This window comes from Rickettsia endosymbiont of Orchestes rusci, assembly GCF_964030945.1.
GTDB lineage: Bacteria > Pseudomonadota > Alphaproteobacteria > Rickettsiales > Rickettsiaceae > Rickettsia.
The window spans coordinates 125773-144363 of the sequence record NZ_CAXIQG010000004.1 but is presented as its reverse complement, the minus strand read 5'-3'; the positions used below and the strand labels follow the sequence as shown (position 1 = coordinate 144363).

Sequence of the window (18591 nt, the reverse complement as noted above, 5' to 3'; positions counted from 1 at the left end):
TGTAAGCATCAGTTAGGAGTAACGCTTGTCATACCGAGGCCCCTCCCACGGTATCCAGTCTTTTTTTAAAGTTTTTTCTGGACCCCGTGATCAAGTCACGGGGTGACATCTCAAATTCTTCATTTACGAACAAAATAAATAATTATACTTATCTAATGTTCAACAAACAAAATTTTCTAGATTCTTTAAATGATCAGCAACGCAAAGCGGCTCTCCATACCGAAGGACCGCTATTGTTGCTTGCCGGAGCGGGAACGGGTAAAACGAAAGTATTAACTTCTCGGATAGCTAATATTGTTTATAAGAATTTAGCGGAACCGCAAAATATTTTAGCCGTTACTTTTACTAACAAAGCTGCCAAAGAAATGGTCGAGCGGGTTAATAGCTTGATTAGCTGCTATGGGCTTAATATCGGTACTTTTCACTCAATGGCGGCGAAGATACTTCGAGAGCAAGCCGAGCATTTAGATTTATCTTTAACTAGCAGATTTACGATTATTAACCACGATGATCAAATGAAATTAGTTAAGGATATTGTTAAGCAAAAGGATATTGATATAAAAAAATACCCTGCTAAGCTTTTACATATTATAATTTCACGCTGGAAAGATCAGGGATTGCTCCCTTCTAAACTATCAAAGTCGGATATTACCCTACCTATTCAACGCGTAGCAAAACTTGTTTACGAAGAATATCAACAAAATTTACTTATTTCTAATGTGGTAGATTTTGGGGATTTACTGCTTTACAATAACGAATTATTTATTAAAAACCCTGATATATTAAGATATTACCAAGATAAATATAAGTATATTTTAATTGATGAGTATCAGGATACTAATATAGTGCAGTATTTATGGGCGCGAATGCTGGCTAGTTTTTCTAAAAATATTTGTTGTGTCGGCGATGATGATCAATCTATTTACGGCTGGCGCGGTGCCGAAGTCGGTAATATATTACGTTTTGAAAAAGATTTTTCAAATGCGACAATCATCAAATTAGAACAAAATTACCGTTCAACCCTGCCGATACTTGCCGCTGCTTCTAACGTCATTAACAATAATAAAAATCGTCACAGTAAAACGCTATGGACTGACAAAGATAGCGGAGAGAAAATTAAAATTGTTTCATGTTGGAGCGATAAAGAAGAAGCAAGATTTATTGCCTCCGAAATAGATAGGTTAGTGCGGGAAGGAAAATATAACGCTAGCGGTATTGCGATATTAGTCAGGGCAGGCTTCCAAACTAGGAGTTTTGAAGAAGCTTTTATCAATAGTGCCATGCCCTATAAAATTATCGGCGGGCTACGATTCTACGAACGCATGGAAATACGGGACTTACTAAGCTATATAAGGATTGCTTTAAATCATAATGATAATTTAGCCCTAGAGCGTATTATCAATGTGCCGCGGCGCTCAATCGGTGCTACGACGGTTGCTCGTATTAAAAGCTATGCCGCAGACGGTAATATTTCTATTTTTGCAGCCATCAAAGAAATGTTACCAAAGGGTGAATTTAAAGCTAAATTATATGATAGCTTAAACGACTTAATTAACAAAATAGAGAGCTGGCAGGCAAGATATAACTTAGAAAGCCCGTTAGACGTTACGAAAGCCATATTAGATGAATCCGGCTATCTTGAAATGCTGCAGGAGGAAAAAACCGACGAAGCTTTGGGGCGTATTGAAAATATCAATGAAATGCTAAGAGCCATAGCGGATTTTAACGATATTCATGATTTCGTTGAGCATTCGAGTTTAGTAATGGAAAATGAAATACTGGAAACAAATTTCGGCGGTTCTGTGACTATAATGACACTCCATTCTGCTAAAGGCCTAGAATTTGACGTAGTATTTTTACCGGGCTGGGAGGAGGGGGTGTTTCCTCATCAAAGAACCCTTAACGAAGACGGAGAAAAGGGCATTGAAGAAGAGCGCCGCATCGCTTATGTCGGTATCACTAGAGCAAAGAAAGAGTTGTATATTACTTTTGCCGAAAGTCGTAAAATATTTTTTGAAATAGTCCGTTCCTCCCCGTCTAGATTCCTTGCCGAAATCCCCGAAGAAATAACTATCAGAACTTCCTCAACAAAAAAATACTACCCCTACCACAATAAATTTTCTTTTTAAAACTTTACTTTAATTTGATTTCTTTAACTAATTATTGTTTAATTTTAGTTAGTAAATAAATAATTGAGGAAAAATATGGCTGCAGAGGGTCAGAATTCTTCGCCATATGCATTGGATGATGTAGGTGATATTACAAATGTAGGAAGTAGAACAGATGGTTATGAAAGTTTGATCCCTCCAGGTAGTAATTTAGTTGATAAAACTCTTATAATGAGTGATGCTATCGGAGCAGGGCTAAAGTTAGGGAGAGGACTTCTTAATAAAGCTTTACCGGATAAAAAAATAGAAGAACTAGTTAATGCCGTAAAGGGACATGCTGAAGCATGTGCGGAATTAGTTGATTCTCCTGAAGGAAAAAATAAGTTTAAATTTAGTGTTGCAACAACGGAAGCAGCGCTTAAAGGATTTGATTTACCGTTAGCTAGAGATGGAGATTTTAACGAGTTACCCTATAAGGAAGTACCGATACAGGAAGCTTTGGATATTCCTGTAAATGCGGTTAAAAAGGCTCTAGTTGAAGTAAGCGGTCAGAATATATCGAAAGATAGATATGCCAAAGCGGTAATAGATAAAACTATGGAAATTCTTAAAAAGACTACTCCTGAGTTTTCAGCCGATAAGCTGCAGAAATATGAAAAATTTATTACGCAAGGGGATAAAAGCCAAAAATTCGATCCAGATAAGCAGGAATTTAATTCAAGAAAAAATGAATTGCCTTCAGCTGATTTTGTAGAAGCCGCTAGTAAAACTGCAGATAAATTTATTAAAAAATTCAATGAAAATAAAAAAACGGCTGAAGTTGTAAAAAACTTTGCACCTTTATTAAAAAGTGAAAATAAGGCGATTGCCACCAGTGTTAAAAATGCTTTAGAGAATTTAAGCCCAGAATATCTAGCACAGAATAATAAAGAAATATCGGAGAAGTTACAAAAAGCTGCAAATGCAAAACCGCCTCTTGTGAAAAGAATAGCAGCAAGATTCGGTTTTAAAGCTTCTTCTAGGGATTATGCTGCAGAAAATGTAGATAAGCTTGTATCCATCTTTGAGCAACAAAGTAAAAGCTATACAAATCCTAATAGATTTTCTGTTTCACCTAAACAACAAACGGAAAAAACGCCTTCGTTAGCGGCGCAGAAGCTCGTTGCGCATATGAAAGAAGGAGCAACGGGTAAGGCAAATAGTGCGCCTCCTGTTACTCCTAAAGCTAACCATGCCCAAGGGAAAAAAGAAGATCATAGTCGTTAATAAGGACGGATAATAAATTTTAATTTAATTAACAACTAATTAATAGAGGAAGAATATGGCATTGACTGAGCAACAACAAAATAGAGTAAATACTGCAATTGAAGAGATGCGCGGGGAAATTGTACTTCTAAATAATTATATTGGACGAACTTTATACGAAAAAGTTCAGGAAATAGGTTCTATAGATATAGCAAAAAACGAGAATTTACGTGGTACTGTTAAAACAATTTTAGGGCAAGTACAAGATGAATCATTATCAGCAGAACAAAGAATTGAGGAAGAAAAAAGGATAGCAAACGCAGGATATAATTTATTTTCTACCGTAAGTACTATTGGAGAAAAAATAAAAAAATTAGCTGAGCAGGGGTTAGGAGAAGAAAATTTTAATGGAATTACAAATGAATTAGAACAATATCAAAAAAAGATTACGACTTCCTTATCGTCTGATGAAGGCATAACTTCTATCGTTAATGACTATATTAAACTTAAAGGAGTAGTAGAAAATATAGGGTTGTTTGAGAAGGGAGGTAAGTTAGTTGCTGATAAAAGAGATATAATTACACTTATTGCAAAAGATATTAGCATTAGTTCAGAAATTATAAGTGTAGGTTTAAAAGATATCAAGCTTTTGGAGCCATTACAACATATTGCTACTCTTCGTACTACGGAGTGCTTTGCAATAGATGGAGAACAGAATCCCTTATATTGTGTTTTAGATAGAGAAAAACTAAACTTAAAAGAAAATATAGAGAAATTTACTCAACTATTTAACCACGATATTAAAGCTTTTTCCATAATACAAGGGACTTTGAAGGAAATAGGACCCATAGATATAGAACAAAATAAAAAATCTACTCAAGCTTTGTTACCAACAATAAGTAAATTAAAGCCTGAAGAAATACAAGAAAAAGGCAAGGAAATTGTTAAAAATTTTGCTCCATTACTTGAAAGTAAGAATGAGAAGCTTGCTAAAGCTACGGATATATTCTTAAAAAGCATAGATCCTGCTTATTTAGCCGAGAACAGTAAAAATATTGCAGAGAATTTACAGCAAGCTACAAAAACAAATTTGTGGGAAAAAATTAAAACTATTATTTTTCGTCAAGATGTTGTCGGTAAAAAATTAGAGAAAGTTACCGGTGAGCATGTTTTAAAAAATAACGAATATGTTGAGAAAGAAATTAATAATAAAATCTTTTCAAATGCTATACCGGAAAACAGAGCAGAAATACCGACAGAAGCAATACGAGTAAAACAACAAATGCAGGAGCAACTACCGCCGCCCCCACCGCCTCCTGAAGAAGATATTCCGCCACCGCCGCCGCCTAAACTTCCTAATCCTAATAAAGAAAAAAAATTACCACCTCCACCACCACCTGAAGTAACAACAGGAATAGTACAGCCACAGGTCCCACAAGTAAAACCGGTTTCTCTTCCTAAGACTCCTACTTCTACGTGGCAACAAGAAGTAATCAACCAAGAAAAAAACCAAAGAGGAGGAGGAAGAGGAGCGTAATAATATAACGCGAACTATTGAGAAGAATTATAGGGCGTTGTTGCATGGCTAGAATTTTCGATGTCATTCCCGCCTGCACGGGAATGACATACGGCACTTTTTTAGAGCCATGCAACAACGCCGCGACTGCAAGGAGCGCGGCAATCTAGAAAATAATAAATTTCATAGCATTTTTTGCTATTTTTTCCTGGATTGCCACGTCGGGACTACGTCCCTCCTCGCAATGACGATTCCGGTAGCCATAGCAACAACGCCCCGTTTTCATGGGCATGACATAGCGCATGTATATGTTATATTCCCATCAATGCATGAAAATATCTATATCACTCCAACCTAGCAAATCTAAATTACTTCTGGTTGGAAGGAATTTAAAAATATTTTCAGCTATTTCAAGCCTCTCTTCAGCGATTAGCATTTTTTGTAAAATATCTCTTAATTGATGTAAATAAAGCACATCTTTAGCGGCATATTCTTTTTGCTCATTAGATAATTGCTCGGCTCCCCAATAGGAAGATTGTTGTTGTTTGGATAGCTGCATAGAAAGTAACTCACGGCATAATTCTTTAAGCCCATGACTTTCGGTATAAGTCCGCACTAATTTTGAAGCTATTTTAGTACAAAAGATATTCTCTAAATCGATTTGTAAATATTTTTTTATTGATGCCAAATCAAATCTAGCAAAATGAAATATTTTACATCTCTCTTTATCTAATAGTAATTTTTTTAAATTAGGAGCATCATAATTTTTATTTAGGAAGTTTATCAGATAAGCATCGCCGTTGCCGTTACTTAGCTGCAATAGGCATAATTTATCTCTATGAAGATTTAAACCCATTGTTTCGGTATCGATAGCAATATCTCCTTCAAGATTAAAATCATCCGGAAGGTCGTGTTGATAAATCGTAATAGCCATATTATAATTACCTTTAATTAGTGTTATGTTTAAGGAATAGTGTACGAAGATGTCATTCTAGTTCAGCCCGTGGTCAAGCTACGGTATGACATTGGGACCATTTTTCAATCCACGCAACAATGCTGAACTAGAATGACATCTAAAATTGGAATCACATCATAGATATTATCAAATCACTTAACCGTGTATACTTGTTCGCGCGGAGAAGCTACCCCTAAAACTTTTCGTGCTTGCTCATCTAACATATCTTTATCAAGCGATTCCGGTCTTAATAATTTTACGTTATGTTCAAGCTCGACTCTGTCCGCTCTTAAAGTTCGGAGTTCGGCATATGCTTTTTCAAGCTGCTGATTCACTCTTAAATAAGCAATAATACCTTTATTGCCGTAAATTGAGTGAAAAACAAAATACCCAAGCAATAAGGCTAAAGAAATATTAAATATTAATTTTTTAGAGTTATTATTTAATATAAAATTAAAAATAGTCATAAAGATACAAAAATAATAATATAGGAGCTGTTAAAATAATACTATCAAATCGGTCTAACACGCCGCCGTGACCGGGGATTACGGTACCGCTATCTTTAATATTAAATTTTCGTTTAAAATATGAAACAAATAAATCACTTAATTGCGCGATTAATGCCAGACTACAACTTATTATAAATAAATAAAAAGCCCGCGAAAAATAACTATGGAAAAAATAATAATTTACAAAAACAGTAATAAATCCTGCCGAGATTATGCCGCTAATCAAGCCGCTCCAGGTTTTCTTTGGGCTAATTTTAAATGCTAGCCTCGGTCCCCCGATAATTTTACCGCCGATCATTGCAAAAGTATCGACCGACCAAATAATAACAAAGTAAAGCAATATTAACCATTGGTTATTATGCCCTGCCTGTAACAGCATTAGCGAGATAATAGGCAGCGGAATAACAACCAGACCCGTTAACAAGTGTAAAAGTGAGGAACTTGTCATATCATACCACTCGCATAGCATACCTATTGCTACTAAGATCATTAAAACATAAAATAACGGTTTTAGCCACAATATAGCAACAATAAATACCGGTCCTAAAACCATAGCTGATAAAATTCGTAATAACATAGTAATATTGTCTAATATTTTAAGAATTAAAAATGTCACCCCGTGGCTTGACCGGTGTTGTTATATAGATGGTTAAAAACGCTCTCGGTGTCATTCCCGCGAAAGCGGGAATCCAGAAAATACTTAAAATAAGCAAAATTATATAATAAATTACTATTTAATTTGCTCCTATTAACTTTCTAGATTCCCGCCTTTAGCTAGAATGACATACGGCACTTTTTTAGAGTCATGCACTAAATAGAGCAGTATTCTATCTCTTGCCAAAAGTCCTCTTCCTTTTTGAATAATCATTTAATGCGTCTATTATATCATCTTTATTAAAATCAGGCCAATATTTAGGAGAAAAATATAATTCGGCATAAGCCGCTTGCCAGAGAAGAAAATTACTAATCCGAAAAACTCCGCCCGGGCGTAATAATAAATCTACGTCCGGCATTGCCGGATCGTAAAGAGCATTTTTAAAATCATTTTCGGTAATTTCTTTTTTACCGCTAATAATAATTTTTTGACAAGCATCGATTATTTCGTCACGGCTACCGTAGCTAAAAGCTATACATACCGTGATTTTATTATTAGATTTCGTTAATTCTATTGCATCTTTTATTTGTTTTTGTAAGTCCGCGCTTAAACGCTCAAGTCGACCTATTACTTTTATTCTAACACCTTCTTTATGAAGAGTATTTACTTCCTTTGTTAAATACACACCTAATAACTTTATTAAAAAAGAAATTTCCGACTCTGATCGCTGCCAATTTTCCGAGGAAAAAGTATATAATGTTACGTAAGGTATTTTGAGTTTAATAAGCTCCGGTAGTAGCTCGCGGATTTTATTTGCTCCGACGCGATGACCTTCCGCTTTCGGTAAATTATGTTTTTCCGCCCAGCGTGCGTTGCCGTCCATGATAATTGCTAGGTGTTTAATGTCGATAACCATTATTTTATATTTTTAAGTTTTGATGTCATTCCCGCGAAGGCGGCAATCCAGGCTTTTTTGTCATGCTGAACAAGTTTGCCGCATCTTTTTTTAGTAGATCCTGAAATAAATTCAGGATGACTATAATCGTTCCGGATTCCCGTTTTCACGGGAATGACATAGAACACGCTTTAACCTACCCACGCAACAATGCCTCTTCGCAATGACGTTGCGACCATCCACGCAACAATTAGAGTGCTTTACACAAAGGCAACTCTATTCTTACCGCTAATCCACCAAGCGTTTTACTATCCTCTAACAAAATAACGCCTTTATGATCTAATATTATTTCACGGGTTATAGCAAGCCCAAGCCCTACGCTGCCTGAATCGTCAAGATGCCTTGCCTTATCGGAGCGATAAAAAGGCTTAAAAACAAACGGTTTTTCTTCATCACTTATGCCGGTGCCGTTATCTTCGATTTTTATCGTTACTAAAGAAGAATTAGACTGCACCGATATTTTTATTTTAGTTGAGTATTTTATAGCGTTACTTATTAAATTAGACAAGGCTCTTTCAAATGAACTAGCTTTAATCTTTACTTTTATATTATCTATATTGCCTAAATTTATTAATTCTATATCTATATGCGACCATTTATTTAAAAAAGATGCAATCCAATCTACAATAACAACTGTTTTAAATTCCTCGGCATTTTCGCCTTTGGCAAAATCAAGATAAGAATTGATCATTTGCTGCATGGTTAATATATCTATCTTTAAACCTTCTGTTTCTTCGGAAGCTTCCATTAATTCCAGTTGTAATTTCATCCGAGTCAAAGGAGTACGTAAATCGTGGGAAATCATAGCCAGCATATTAGTTCTTTTAGTAATTTGCTTTTCAATACGATTTTTCATTTTTAAAAAAGCAAGTCCGGCTTTTCTTATTTCTGAAGCTCCTGAAGGTTTAAAATTTTTACTATTTAAAATCCCTTGACCGAATTCATCGGCTGCATCGGCTAATGCTAAAATTGATTTTATTTGGTTTTTGGAAAAAATTATAGATACGGTAAGTAAGATAATAGTTAAAAATATTAACCATAAAACAAAAATATATACCGTCGGGTTAAGTAATAACTTTGCCGGAAAAGTAATTTGTAATATTCCGTGTGCTAGTTGAAAAGATGCTTCTATTTTATTGTCGTTATTTAACTTAACAATATTTTTTTCGGTGATTTTGGTGTTTAAAATATTTTTAAAAATTTCTAACGATTCGTTTAATTTCGGTTGCTTTGCAGGCAACTTGGCATTTGGCTGAAATTGATAGGATAAGCTAAGGTAATTTTCCTCTAACTGTGCTTTTTTTCGATCGCTATCTTTATATTCTTTAATTAAAGATTCCATTTCATTAATAATAATCGTACTGGTATAATATGAAACATTATACCAATGGCGGTCATAGAATAAAAATATTGCTAAAATTTGTCCTATTAAAATCGGAATAATTATAATTAGCATGAAACGTGCAAATAATGTTTTAGGTACAGCATATTTCAGAAAGCTTGATACAAGCGAATTTTTCAGAACTCGCCTGTGTTCACGTATTTTTGGTACTGCTTGCGCAGACTCGTCTTTAAATTCATCTTGTCTGAAGCTTCCTGAAATATGCTGTAGCAATTTAGATATAAAGCGCATAACCTTCATTCCGCATAGTTTTTAAATATTTAGGTTCCTTAGGGTTATCCTCAATTTTACTTCTTATCCTAGTAATTTGTACGTCAATAGAACGCAGGCTAAGTCCGCCCATTATTTTTGATAATTCTTCGCGTGATACTGTTTTTCCCGTCCGTCCTATTAATATTTCAAGTAATTTTTGTTCGGTTGAACTAAGCGATATCGGCTTAGCGTCTTTAATAAATTCTTTGGAATCAAAGTTATAATAACTATTGCCGAATTTTTTTATATTTTTTTCTTTTTTATACGTGCTGTAATTATTAATTAAATTATTTATCCGCAGTAATAGCTCTCTTGGTTCAAAAGGTTTGGTTAAATAATCCGAAGCTCCGGCTTCTAGCCCCTTAACTCGATCATCAGGCTCGGATAAAGCCGTTAACATAACGATCGGTATAGTATTACCGGCATCCCTGATAGTTTCGGCAAAATCAAGCCCTGTTATCTCAGGTAACATAACATCAAGAATGATTAAATCATAATTAGAATGCACAAGTAAATTTTTAGCTTCAATAGCAGATTCTGCCGTTGATACTAAAAAATCATTTTTATGTAAAAATTTCTTCAAAAGTGCTAATATTCTGTTATCATCATCGACAATTAAAATATGAGCTTTATATTCTTTCATAATTAAAATATTATAGGGTTTAATTTTTTTAAGTTTAATCGGCGTTGTTGCATGGCTCGATTTTAGCTCGTCATTGCGAGGAGGTACGTAGTACCGACGTGGCAATCTAGTTTTGTCATGCTGAACTTGTTTCAGCATCTCTTATAGTAGCTCCTGAAATAAATTCAGGATGACTATTATTTTCTGGATTGCCACGCTCCTTTCAGTCGCTCGCAATGACGTTTGGGGTATCCATGCAACAATACCAGTTTAATCTAATTAGAGTTTATTGACAATGACAATTCTACAAGAACAACCTGTTTATCTAGAACAATCTGCCGGTTATATATGGATTAACGGTAAGTTAATTTCTTGCCTTGATGCCAAAATTAATGTTTTAACGCATAGTTTACATTATTCAGGAGCAGTATTTGAAGGGGAAAGAGCTTATAACGGCAAAGTTTTTAAGCTAAAAGAACATACGATAAGGTTGATAAAATCAGCAGAAGCTTTAAAGTTACAAGTTCCTTATAGTGTCGATGAGATTATAGAAGCACACAAATTAGTTATTGAAAAGAATAATATCAAGGATGCTTATATAAGACCGCTTATTTGGTGCGGTAGTGAGTCGATGAATATTAGTCATGAAAGTTTAAGTGTTAATGTGATGATTGTTGCTATTCCTTCTACGTCACCCTTGTCAGCAGAAGGAATAAATGTACATATTAGCCGTTGGCGTAAAGCATCGCCGGATAGCCTACCGCTACAATGCAAAGGAGCGGGGCATTATAACATGATGGTAGTAAGTAGAAGAGAAGCTACAGCTCTTGGCTATGACGATGCAATTTTACTGGACTTTCGTGGATATATTGCCGAATTTACCAGTAGTAATATTTTTTTTGTTAAAGATAATATACTATATACTCCTATAGCCGATGCTTTTTTAAACGGTATAACTCGCCAGACTATTATTGAAATTGCTAGAAAATTAGGGATAGAAACGAAAGAAGAATATATAAAATTAGAAGATATAGAGAATTTTACCGAATGCTTTGGCACAGGTACGGCTGTTGAAATACAAAAAATTCGTTCTATAGATTTGGGAAATAAAAAAATAACTTTTAAGGATCATAAAATTACCGACTCTTTAAAAAAAGAATATGATAAATTAGTACGTACGTAATTGGAATCCATCATTGTTGTGTGGATAGGAAATAGTAATTTTTACTATTTTTTGCAAAGTGTTCCGGTGTCATGCCGTGGCTTGACCACGGCATCCAGTCTTTTTATTAAGTTTTTTTCTGGATACCGTGGTCAAGCCACGGTATGACACAGCCTTTTTCTTAACGTTCGTACAGTAGTGGGTCAAGTCACGGCATGACACCGTACTTAATAATAACCATAAAAATAAACTAAAACTAAATAAAGAATAAATAAAATGCACAATATATTTAAAGGTTTAATTACGGCAGTTATAACTCCTTTTAAAAACAATAAATTAGATTTAACATCGCTGGAGAAAATCCTTAAATATCAAATGGCAGCAGAAATTGACGGGATAGTAGTAGCAGGCTCGACGGGCGAGGGTAGCAGTTTAAGTTTTGAAGAATATAAATTATTGCTACAAACTAGTAAAGAGATCATTAATAAGCGTATTCCGGTAATAGCCGGTTGCTCTTCAAATAATACCGCTTATGCCGTAGAGCTTGCTGCTGAATCTACAAAAATCAAGGTTGACGGTTTTATGGCTAGTCCGCCATCTTACTTAAAACCTACTCAAGAAGGAATTTATAAGCATTTTGAAGCTGTGCATGAGGCAAGCAATCTGCCTATTATGCTATATTCAGCACCGAGTAGAAGCGGGGTAGATTTTGCCGATGAAACAATATTAAACCTCGCTAAGTTACCGCGTATTGTAGCTTTAAAAGATTGTGGAGTAGATTTAGAGCGACCGCTGCGAATTAGGGAAATAGCCGCTAAGGACTTTAACCTTTTAACGGGAAATGATGAGGTGGCGTTAGCTTACAGTGCGCAAGGCGGAGTAGGGTGGGTTTCCGTAGCGGCCAATATTGCGCCGAAATTATGCAAAGAATTATTAGATAAATGGTATAAGAGTGATGTTGCAGGTAGCCTTGAAATTCATCAACAGCTGCTACCTTTATATAAAGCATTATTTGTTGAATCAAATCCGATTCCGGTAAAATACGCCGCTCATTATTTAGGTTTATCTAGTAACGAGATTAGACTACCTTTAACGGAGGCAAGTCATAATACTAAGCAACAAATAGAAGAAGCTATAAAGAAATTGTCATTGTTAGGGGTGTTGTTGCCTGGCTTATAATTTATCGTATTATGGTTATTATAAGTACGATGTCATACCGTGGTCAAGCCCACTACTGTACGAACGTTGAAAAAAGGCTGTGTCATGCCGTGACTTGATCACGGCATCCAGGAAAATAAAGCCATATTAGACTTATTTTAGAATCTTTTTATGATATTATAAGCTGGATTCCGTGGTCGTAGCCACGGAATGACAGAATTTTTACCTCTTTATTTAAACGTTCGTACAGTAGCGGGTCAAGCCAGCCTTGTTGCATGGCTCGATCTCACCTAGTCATTGCGAGGAGGGACGTAGTCCCGACGCGGCAATCTAGAGAAAAAATAGCAAAAAATGCTATGAAAATTATTATTTTTCTGGATTGCCGCGCTCCTTGCAGTCGCTCGCAATGACGATTCCGGTAGCCATGCAACACGGTCATTGTTAGGAAATGACATCGAAGCGTACGAAGAAAACTAATTAATATTATGACTGAATATAAAAAAATTATTGCCCAAAATAAGAAAGCGTTATTTAACTATTTTATCGAAGAAAGATTAGAGGCGGGCATAGTATTAAAGGGTAGCGAAGTACAATCATTACGGCAAGGTAAAGCCTCAATTGAAGAAAGCCATGCGGCAGATTCATTAAATGAGATATTCTTATATAATTGTCATATTGCAGAATATGAGCAAGCTAATAGACTTAATCATACTACCAGAAGACCCAGAAAATTACTTTTGCATGCTAGCGAAATAAGAAAAATAATCGGTAAAGTTAGGATAAAGGGTTATACTCTTGTAGCTCTTTCGTTATATTTTAATAAAAAAAATAAAATAAAAGTTGAGTTAGGTATTGCAAAGGGTAAAAAATTACACGATAAAAGACAAACTATTAAAGAAAAAGATTGGAAAAGAGACCAAAGCAGGTTAATGAGGCAGAAATAAAATATTTAATAACAGAGCCTTAATTTATTTTATCTATAAAGCTACTGTTATACTTTACTTTAAAAAATAAATTTTCTATAAATTATATTATAAGTTTAAATAAAACAAATTATGCAAAATATCATCGGTAAAATACTATTTGTAGTTATAATTACTATAGCGGCATTATTTATTTATAAAACTATAAAAGTTTCGTCTGCAAAACCGGTTTCCGTAATCATTACGGAAAGTAAATCAGTGGATAAAATTTGTGAAGAAGAAAGGGTTAAAGAAATTATAAAAGAATATTTAATAAACAGCCCTGAGATAATTATTCAATCAATTGAAGGGTTACAAAAACGTAAAATCCAAGAAAAAGAAAATAAAGTTAATGATTATATTAAAAGTAACCAAATAGATATTGAAAATATTAAAAGTTTTCCGACTCTGGGAAATGAAGACGGTGATATAACGATAGTAGCATTTTTTGATTATAATTGTTCTTATTGTAAAAAAGGTGATTTATTTATAAATCAATTATTACAAAATGATACAAATATTAAATTGTTGTTAAGACCGTTACCCATTCTAGGGAACGCCTCTCAGTATCTTGCGCAGGTTGCTTTGGCTGTTTATAAGGTTAATCCTAGTAAATTTAAAGTTATTCACGACGGATTAATGACAATACAAGATATTACTAAAAAATCAGTAGAAGGCTTATTATCAGAAAATAATTTAAATGTTTCGGAAATTGAAGAAGTAGCAGATGGTAAAGAAATTAAAGCCTTAATTGAGAAAAATATGGAAATAGCTAAAAATTTAAAAATTAACGGCGTTCCGGTTTATATTATAAACGGTCGATTAATACCCGGCTTAATAGATTTAGTACAATTACAAACTATGGTTAAAGATATTAGAGATAATAAAAAGTAACATGATTATAGAGTATAGCGTGACAAATTACTTGACAATTAGCTCTTAACTTGTTAAAACTTCAATAATACTAGACCAAATAGCCGAATGGCTTGCAAAGCTAATGAGTTCTATATAACTACTCATTTTTCAAAAATCATTTTTCATTTTATTTAAAGCTAGAATACACTTAAGTTTATCATACTTGCCGTACTCATAAATAAAATTTGATTTTTGACTCTAAGCAGTATACAGCTAAATTCAGAAAGGTTCAGACAAGTGAATTTTGCAGTATTCGCCTGTGTTCACGTACTTTTGTACGCTGAGCAGGCTATCCCTTAAATTCATCTTGTCTGAACCTTGGCGTTGTTGCATGGCTCTAAAAAAGTGCCGTATGTCATTCTAGCTAAAGACGGGAATCTAGAAAGTTAATAAGAGCAAATTAAATAGTAATTTATTATATAATTTTGCTTATTTTAAGTATTTTCCGGATTCCCGCTTTTAGCTAGAATGACATCGAAAATTCGAGCCATGCAACAACACCCTGAACCTTTCTGAATAACGTTGTACAAAGCTTCTGAAAAATCTAATTTTATCCTTAATCTAAAATAAGCTATATTGCCGTTCCCTTGTTTTAGGGATTTTTAGATTTTTTCTTAAGTTATAGGCTCTGTAAATGTTACTACTCAAAATAAATTTTCAGTAAAATATTCACAGAACCTAGTATTTAATCCATCCATATTTAACTAAATCCATAAAAAATAAAATCAATGAGCATAATAAATAAAGAACCTAAAGAAAGGTTTAATAATTGTTACGAACAAAATATAAATAATATCCCCGGAGAAACTATTAATGTTATTAATTTAAAACAATTAAAACGGAAATTACCTGAAGAACTCCAAGCACAAGCCGAAGAGCTAAAAATCGAAAATATTAATTCTTTATTAAAACAAGAATTAGTTTTTGCAATCTTGAAAAAATCGGTTGAGCAGGGCGGGTTGATTTTGGGAGAGGGGGTATTAGAGGTTTTACCTGACGGTTTTGGTTTCTTGCGCTCGCCGGAAGTGAATTATTTAGCCGGTCCCGATGATATTTATATTTCTCCTAGTCAAATTCGCCGTTTCGGTTTGCGTACCGGTGATACCGTAGAAGGTCAAATTAGAGCGCCGAAAGCAGGAGAACGTTATTTTGCTTTACTGAAAGTGAATAAAGTTAATTTTGAAGACCCCGCCAAATCTTACCATCGCGTACATTTTGATAATTTAACTCCTTTATATCCGGATGAAAAACTTTGCTTAGAGCTTGAAGATAACAGTAAAGATTTTAGCACCAGAGTTATCGAACTAGTCTCTCCTATGGGCAAAGGGCAACGTGCTTTGATCGTTGCACCGCCGCGTACCGGTAAAACCGTATTGTTACAAAATATAGCGCATGCTATTACTACCAATAATCCGGAAGTATTTTTAATAGTATTATTAATAGATGAACGCCCCGAAGAAGTCACCGATATGCAGCGTTCCGTGCGCGGCGAAGTGGTAAGTTCTACTTTTGACGAGCCGGCAAGTAGGCACGTTCAGCTTGCCGAAATGGTTATTGAAAAAGCCAAACGTTTGGTTGAACACAAACAAGATGTAGTAATTTTAGTGGATGCGATAACAAGGCTTGCACGGGCTTATAATACCGTTGTTCCGTCATCAGGTAAGGTATTAACGGGCGGTGTCGATGCTAATGCATTGCAAAGACCGAAAAGATTTTTCGGAGCGGCACGAAATATTGAAAATGGCGGTTCGCTGACCATAATAGGAACGGCTTTAATTGAGACCGGCTCACGGATGGATGAAGTGATTTTTGAAGAATTTAAAGGAACAGGTAACTCGGAAATCGTCTTAGATCGGAAAATTGCCGATAAACGTATTTATCCGGCAATTAATATTACCAAATCCGGTACTAGAAAAGAAGAGTTATTAGTCGATAAAGACGCTTTAAAGAAAATGTGGGTGCTTCGCCGTCTTATCAATCCAATGGGCGAAACGGAAGCAATGGAATTTTTACTGAAAAAATTAGAGAATACCAAAACTAATAGCGAATTTTTTGATTTAATGAATTCATAAGATTATTGTATATTTTTTTATTTCTACTAAACTATTAATGAAAGATGTTATTCCTGCGCGGTGTTTGTATGAATAGGTTAAAGCGTGTTGTAGGTCATTCCCGTGAGGCAATGCCCGCGTGGATATCCAAACCGTCATGGCGAGGCGCTGTAGACCTTGTTGCATGGCTCAATTTTTCTATGTCATTCCCACGAAAGCGGGGCGTTGTTGCATGGCTAATAATTTACCGTATTATGGTTATTATAAGTACGGTGTCATACCGAGGCCCCTCCCACGGTATCCGGAAAAAGCTTTAATAAAAAGACCGGATGCCGTGGTCAAGCAACTAGATGACACCGAAACACTTTGCAAACATTCAAGCCATGCAACAATGCCGATGCTCCGCAGAAATGACATCAAACATAAAAATATATGGAGGAAATAATGAAAAAAAATCCTAAAATATCATTAATCGGCGCGGGTAATATAGGCGGAACGCTTGCCCATTTAATTAGCATTAAGGAACTCGGTGACATAGTAATATTTGACGTGGCGGAAGATTTGCCGCAAGGTAAGGCTCTTGACCTTTCTCAAGCAAATGCGGTTACGGGTTCTGATATTACAATAAAAGGTACTAACGATTATAAAGATATAGAAGATTCCGACGCAATAATTATCACCGCCGGTTTACCGAGAAAACCGGGTATGAGTAGAGACGATCTTATTAGCGTTAATACTGCTATCATGAAGATAGTTGCGGAAAATATAAAAAAATATGCACCGAATGCTTTTGTTATAGTAATTACTAACCCGCTTGACGTTATGGTGTATGTAATGCTCAAAGAAAGCGGTTTGCCGCATAACAAAGTTATCGGCATGGCGGGTGTGCTTGATTCTTCAAGATTTAATTATTTCCTAGCCGTTGAATTTAAAGTATCCGTCGAGAATGTTACTAGCATGGTACTTGGCGGTCACGGTGATGCGATGGTGCCGCTAGCAAGATACTCCACCATATCAGGCATTCCGATACCGGATTTAATAAAAATGGGTTTATCTACCAAGGAGCGTATCGCGCAAATAATCGATCGTACTCGAAACGGCGGTGGAGAAATCGTTGGATTACTTAAAACAGGTTCTGCTTACTATGCGCCGGCAGCTTCGGCGATCCTAATGTTAGAATCTTACCTAAAAGATAAACGCCAAATTCTTACTTGCGCTGCTTACTTGCAAGGTGAGTACGGCGTACGCGATTTATATGTCGGCGTACCGATCATTATCGGTAAAAACGGTGTAGAAAAAATAATAGAAATAGAGTTAAATACGGAAGAAAAAATATTATTTAACAATTCAGTCAACGGCGTTAAGAAGTTGATTGAGGCGATTAAATAGTATTATTTATTATTCTGCTTGTATCGGAAATTGCTGCAAAAGGGTTGGTATTCCCGTTCTCTATGTCATTCCCCCAAAGGCGCATATATGTCAACTTAAGCGATAAAAGTCTATAAAGTCCGTCATTGCGAGGAGGCATTGTTACATGGATCGAAAATTGCTATATTTTGGGTATTCTTTAAAAGTACCGCGCTGTCATGCCGTGGCTTGACCGGCGTTGTTGCATGGATCGATAAAAGCAGCAATATGTCATTCTAGCTAAAAGCGGGAATCTAGAAAATATAAAAAAGTCATCCTGAATTTATTTCAGGATCTATTAAAAAGATGCTGAAACAAGTTCAGCATGACAAAAAAAGCCTGGATTCCCGCTTTTAGCTAGAATGACATCAAAAATTTGATCCATGCAACAAGGCCGGCTTGACCACGGCATCCAGTTAGGCTTTTTAATTTTTTCTGGATAGCGTGGTCAAGCCCACTACTGTACGAACGTTGAAAAAAGGCTGTGTCATGCCGTGACTTGATCACGGCATCCAGGAAAATAAAGCCATATTAGACTTATTTTAGAATCTTTTTATGATATTATAAGCTGGATTCCGTGGTCGTAGCCACGGAATGACAGAATTTTTACCTCTTTATTTAAACGTTCGTACACTAGTGGGTCAAGCCACGGTATGACAATTTTAAGCGATTTTAACCATCTACGCAACAATGCCTCCTCGCAATGACAATCTCTTAAGTTAACACCCATGCGCAAAGGCGGGAATTCAAAAAATTAATTAAGCAAGAATTAAGGGT

At 35.3% G+C, this 18591-nt stretch carries 24 protein-coding genes and 1 pseudogene; 11 read left to right on the top strand and 14 right to left on the bottom strand.

Annotation, left to right across the window (positions count from 1 at the left end; all coding sequences use genetic code 11):
• Window positions 1-155 precede the first annotated feature (155 nt).
• From pcrA to AAHM91_RS04245, 4 genes are all read left to right on the top strand, one after another.
• Window positions 156-2129: a DNA helicase PcrA gene (gene pcrA, locus AAHM91_RS04260; RefSeq protein ID WP_342270728.1), complete on the top strand. Its 1974-nt coding sequence runs from the start codon at window positions 156-158 to the stop codon at window positions 2127-2129.
• 75 nt (window positions 2130-2204) lie between these two features.
• Window positions 2205-3374 (top strand): hypothetical protein, encoded by a 1170-nt coding sequence (locus AAHM91_RS04255; RefSeq protein WP_342269987.1) that lies wholly within the window; start codon window positions 2205-2207, stop codon window positions 3372-3374.
• A gap of 55 nt (window positions 3375-3429) precedes the next feature.
• On the top strand, window positions 3430-4890 hold the full coding sequence (locus AAHM91_RS04250) for a hypothetical protein (RefSeq protein ID WP_342269986.1): 1461 nt from the start codon (window positions 3430-3432) through the stop codon (window positions 4888-4890).
• A gap of 109 nt (window positions 4891-4999) precedes the next feature.
• On the top strand, window positions 5000-5227 hold the full coding sequence (locus AAHM91_RS04245) for a hypothetical protein (RefSeq protein WP_342269985.1): 228 nt from the start codon (window positions 5000-5002) through the stop codon (window positions 5225-5227).
• On the opposite strand, the gene AAHM91_RS04240 is transcribed toward AAHM91_RS04245, so the two are convergent.
• The 7 genes from AAHM91_RS04240 to AAHM91_RS04210 form a co-directional block, all read right to left on the bottom strand.
• Window positions 5192-5803: a ribonuclease D gene (locus AAHM91_RS04240; RefSeq protein WP_253307593.1), complete on the bottom strand. Its 612-nt coding sequence runs from the start codon at window positions 5801-5803 to the stop codon at window positions 5192-5194. The genes AAHM91_RS04245 and AAHM91_RS04240 overlap by 36 nt on opposite strands.
• Window positions 5804-5976: 173 nt before the next feature.
• Window positions 5977-6291: an FtsB family cell division protein gene (locus tag AAHM91_RS04235; RefSeq protein WP_342269984.1), complete on the bottom strand. Its 315-nt coding sequence runs from the start codon at window positions 6289-6291 to the stop codon at window positions 5977-5979.
• Complete coding sequence (locus AAHM91_RS04230) at window positions 6278-6910, bottom strand: phosphatidate cytidylyltransferase (RefSeq protein WP_342269983.1); 633 nt, start codon at window positions 6908-6910, stop codon at window positions 6278-6280. The genes AAHM91_RS04235 and AAHM91_RS04230 overlap by 14 nt, the downstream gene beginning before the upstream one ends.
• A 250-nt stretch (window positions 6911-7160) precedes the next feature.
• A complete protein-coding gene (gene uppS, locus AAHM91_RS04225; RefSeq protein ID WP_341792714.1) occupies window positions 7161-7844 on the bottom strand; it encodes a polyprenyl diphosphate synthase in 684 nt (227 codons plus the stop codon).
• A complete protein-coding gene (locus AAHM91_RS04220) occupies window positions 7844-8011 on the bottom strand; it encodes a hypothetical protein (RefSeq protein WP_341792713.1) in 168 nt (55 codons plus the stop codon). Before AAHM91_RS04220 ends, uppS begins: the two co-directional genes overlap by 1 nt.
• Before the next feature lie 62 nt (window positions 8012-8073).
• Complete coding sequence (locus AAHM91_RS04215; RefSeq protein WP_342270727.1) at window positions 8074-9516, bottom strand: ATP-binding protein; 1443 nt, start codon at window positions 9514-9516, stop codon at window positions 8074-8076.
• A complete protein-coding gene (locus tag AAHM91_RS04210) occupies window positions 9500-10180 on the bottom strand; it encodes a response regulator transcription factor (RefSeq protein ID WP_253310029.1) in 681 nt (226 codons plus the stop codon). The genes AAHM91_RS04215 and AAHM91_RS04210 overlap by 17 nt, the downstream gene beginning before the upstream one ends.
• Window positions 10181-10454: 274 nt before the next feature.
• Here AAHM91_RS04210 and AAHM91_RS04205 point away from each other — a divergent pair, with 274 nt between their 5' ends.
• Window positions 10455-11342 (top strand): branched-chain amino acid transaminase, encoded by an 888-nt coding sequence (locus tag AAHM91_RS04205; protein ID WP_342269982.1) that lies wholly within the window; start codon window positions 10455-10457, stop codon window positions 11340-11342.
• Window positions 11343-11411: 69 nt separating this feature from the next.
• Here AAHM91_RS04205 and AAHM91_RS04200 read toward each other — a convergent pair whose 3' ends face one another.
• Entirely contained in the window at window positions 11412-11603 is a 192-nt protein-coding gene (locus tag AAHM91_RS04200) for a hypothetical protein (RefSeq protein ID WP_341792711.1), read from the bottom strand.
• Here AAHM91_RS04200 and dapA point away from each other — a divergent pair.
• Window positions 11598-12500: a 4-hydroxy-tetrahydrodipicolinate synthase gene (dapA, locus tag AAHM91_RS04195; RefSeq protein WP_341792710.1), complete on the top strand. Its 903-nt coding sequence runs from the start codon at window positions 11598-11600 to the stop codon at window positions 12498-12500. The two genes, AAHM91_RS04200 and dapA, sit on opposite strands and share 6 nt — an antisense overlap.
• Before the next feature lie 269 nt (window positions 12501-12769).
• On the opposite strand, the gene AAHM91_RS04190 is transcribed toward dapA, so the two are convergent.
• On the bottom strand, window positions 12770-12934 hold the full coding sequence (locus AAHM91_RS04190) for a hypothetical protein (RefSeq protein ID WP_342269981.1): 165 nt from the start codon (window positions 12932-12934) through the stop codon (window positions 12770-12772).
• Window positions 12935-12964: 30 nt separating this feature from the next.
• On the opposite strand from AAHM91_RS04190, the gene smpB reads away from it, so the two are divergent.
• Together smpB and AAHM91_RS04180 are read left to right on the top strand one after the other, a co-directional pair.
• The gene (gene smpB / locus AAHM91_RS04185; protein WP_253307600.1) at window positions 12965-13423 is read left to right on the top strand and encodes an SsrA-binding protein SmpB; all 459 of its coding nucleotides are present in this window, start codon (window positions 12965-12967) and stop codon (window positions 13421-13423) included.
• 111 nt (window positions 13424-13534) lie between these two features.
• Window positions 13535-14335: a DsbA family protein gene (locus AAHM91_RS04180; protein WP_342269980.1), complete on the top strand. Its 801-nt coding sequence runs from the start codon at window positions 13535-13537 to the stop codon at window positions 14333-14335.
• 253 nt (window positions 14336-14588) lie between these two features.
• On the opposite strand, the pseudogene AAHM91_RS04175 reads toward AAHM91_RS04180, so the two are convergent.
• Window positions 14589-14672, bottom strand: a pseudogene (locus AAHM91_RS04175) (palindromic element RPE3 domain-containing protein); the annotation flags it as partial.
• A 412-nt stretch (window positions 14673-15084) separates the two neighbouring features.
• Between AAHM91_RS04175 and rho the strand changes: the two are divergent.
• Complete coding sequence (gene rho / locus AAHM91_RS04170) at window positions 15085-16428, top strand: transcription termination factor Rho (RefSeq protein ID WP_342269979.1); 1344 nt, start codon at window positions 15085-15087, stop codon at window positions 16426-16428.
• Here rho and AAHM91_RS04165 read toward each other — a convergent pair.
• Complete coding sequence (locus AAHM91_RS04165) at window positions 16423-16593, bottom strand: hypothetical protein (RefSeq protein ID WP_342269978.1); 171 nt, start codon at window positions 16591-16593, stop codon at window positions 16423-16425. The genes rho and AAHM91_RS04165 overlap by 6 nt on opposite strands.
• Between AAHM91_RS04165 and AAHM91_RS04160 the strand changes: the two genes are divergently transcribed.
• On the top strand, window positions 16592-16852 hold the full coding sequence (locus AAHM91_RS04160; RefSeq protein WP_342269977.1) for a hypothetical protein: 261 nt from the start codon (window positions 16592-16594) through the stop codon (window positions 16850-16852). The two genes, AAHM91_RS04165 and AAHM91_RS04160, sit on opposite strands and share 2 nt — an antisense overlap.
• Window positions 16852-17796 carry a malate dehydrogenase gene (gene mdh / locus AAHM91_RS04155; protein WP_342269976.1) on the top strand — a complete coding sequence of 315 codons (945 nt, stop codon included), beginning with the start codon at window positions 16852-16854 and terminating at the stop codon, window positions 17794-17796. The genes AAHM91_RS04160 and mdh overlap by 1 nt, the downstream gene beginning before the upstream one ends.
• A gap of 122 nt (window positions 17797-17918) precedes the next feature.
• On the opposite strand, the gene AAHM91_RS04150 is transcribed toward mdh, so the two are convergent.
• The 3 genes from AAHM91_RS04150 to AAHM91_RS04140 all read right to left on the bottom strand — a co-directional run bounded on the left by AAHM91_RS04150 (window position 17919) and on the right by AAHM91_RS04140 (window position 18544).
• Complete coding sequence (locus AAHM91_RS04150; RefSeq protein ID WP_342269975.1) at window positions 17919-18041, bottom strand: hypothetical protein; 123 nt, start codon at window positions 18039-18041, stop codon at window positions 17919-17921.
• Window positions 18042-18171: 130 nt separating this feature from the next.
• The gene (locus AAHM91_RS04145; protein WP_342269974.1) at window positions 18172-18321 is read right to left on the bottom strand and encodes a hypothetical protein; all 150 of its coding nucleotides are present in this window, start codon (window positions 18319-18321) and stop codon (window positions 18172-18174) included.
• A gap of 46 nt (window positions 18322-18367) precedes the next feature.
• Window positions 18368-18544: a hypothetical protein gene (locus AAHM91_RS04140; protein WP_342269973.1), complete on the bottom strand. Its 177-nt coding sequence runs from the start codon at window positions 18542-18544 to the stop codon at window positions 18368-18370.
• Window positions 18545-18591 lie beyond the last annotated feature (47 nt).

Coding starts and splice junctions, on each gene's coding strand:
- AAHM91_RS04205 (WP_342269982.1), top strand. CDS start 10,455: ATGACAATTCTACAAGAACAACCTGTTTATCTAGAACAATCTGCCGGT.
- smpB (WP_253307600.1), top strand. CDS start 12,965: ATGACTGAATATAAAAAAATTATTGCCCAAAATAAGAAAGCGTTATTT.
- AAHM91_RS04255 (WP_342269987.1), top strand. CDS start 2,205: ATGGCTGCAGAGGGTCAGAATTCTTCGCCATATGCATTGGATGATGTA.
- rho (WP_342269979.1), top strand. CDS start 15,085: ATGAGCATAATAAATAAAGAACCTAAAGAAAGGTTTAATAATTGTTAC.
- mdh (WP_342269976.1), top strand. CDS start 16,852: ATGAAAAAAAATCCTAAAATATCATTAATCGGCGCGGGTAATATAGGC.
- AAHM91_RS04250 (WP_342269986.1), top strand. CDS start 3,430: ATGGCATTGACTGAGCAACAACAAAATAGAGTAAATACTGCAATTGAA.
- AAHM91_RS04240 (WP_253307593.1), bottom strand. CDS start 5,803: ATGGCTATTACGATTTATCAACACGACCTTCCGGATGATTTTAATCTT.
- AAHM91_RS04190 (WP_342269981.1), bottom strand. CDS start 12,934: ATGTCATTTCCTAACAATGACCGTGTTGCATGGCTACCGGAATCGTCA.
- AAHM91_RS04235 (WP_342269984.1), bottom strand. CDS start 6,291: ATGACTATTTTTAATTTTATATTAAATAATAACTCTAAAAAATTAATA.
- AAHM91_RS04160 (WP_342269977.1), top strand. CDS start 16,592: ATGGCTCAATTTTTCTATGTCATTCCCACGAAAGCGGGGCGTTGTTGC.
- dapA (WP_341792710.1), top strand. CDS start 11,598: ATGCACAATATATTTAAAGGTTTAATTACGGCAGTTATAACTCCTTTT.
- uppS (WP_341792714.1), bottom strand. CDS start 7,844: ATGGTTATCGACATTAAACACCTAGCAATTATCATGGACGGCAACGCA.
- AAHM91_RS04245 (WP_342269985.1), top strand. CDS start 5,000: ATGCAACAACGCCGCGACTGCAAGGAGCGCGGCAATCTAGAAAATAAT.
- AAHM91_RS04180 (WP_342269980.1), top strand. CDS start 13,535: ATGCAAAATATCATCGGTAAAATACTATTTGTAGTTATAATTACTATA.
- AAHM91_RS04210 (WP_253310029.1), bottom strand. CDS start 10,180: ATGAAAGAATATAAAGCTCATATTTTAATTGTCGATGATGATAACAGA.
- AAHM91_RS04230 (WP_342269983.1), bottom strand. CDS start 6,910: ATGTTATTACGAATTTTATCAGCTATGGTTTTAGGACCGGTATTTATT.
- AAHM91_RS04165 (WP_342269978.1), bottom strand. CDS start 16,593: ATGCAACAAGGTCTACAGCGCCTCGCCATGACGGTTTGGATATCCACG.
- AAHM91_RS04215 (WP_342270727.1), bottom strand. CDS start 9,516: ATGCGCTTTATATCTAAATTGCTACAGCATATTTCAGGAAGCTTCAGA.
- AAHM91_RS04140 (WP_342269973.1), bottom strand. CDS start 18,544: ATGGGTGTTAACTTAAGAGATTGTCATTGCGAGGAGGCATTGTTGCGT.
- pcrA (WP_342270728.1), top strand. CDS start 156: ATGTTCAACAAACAAAATTTTCTAGATTCTTTAAATGATCAGCAACGC.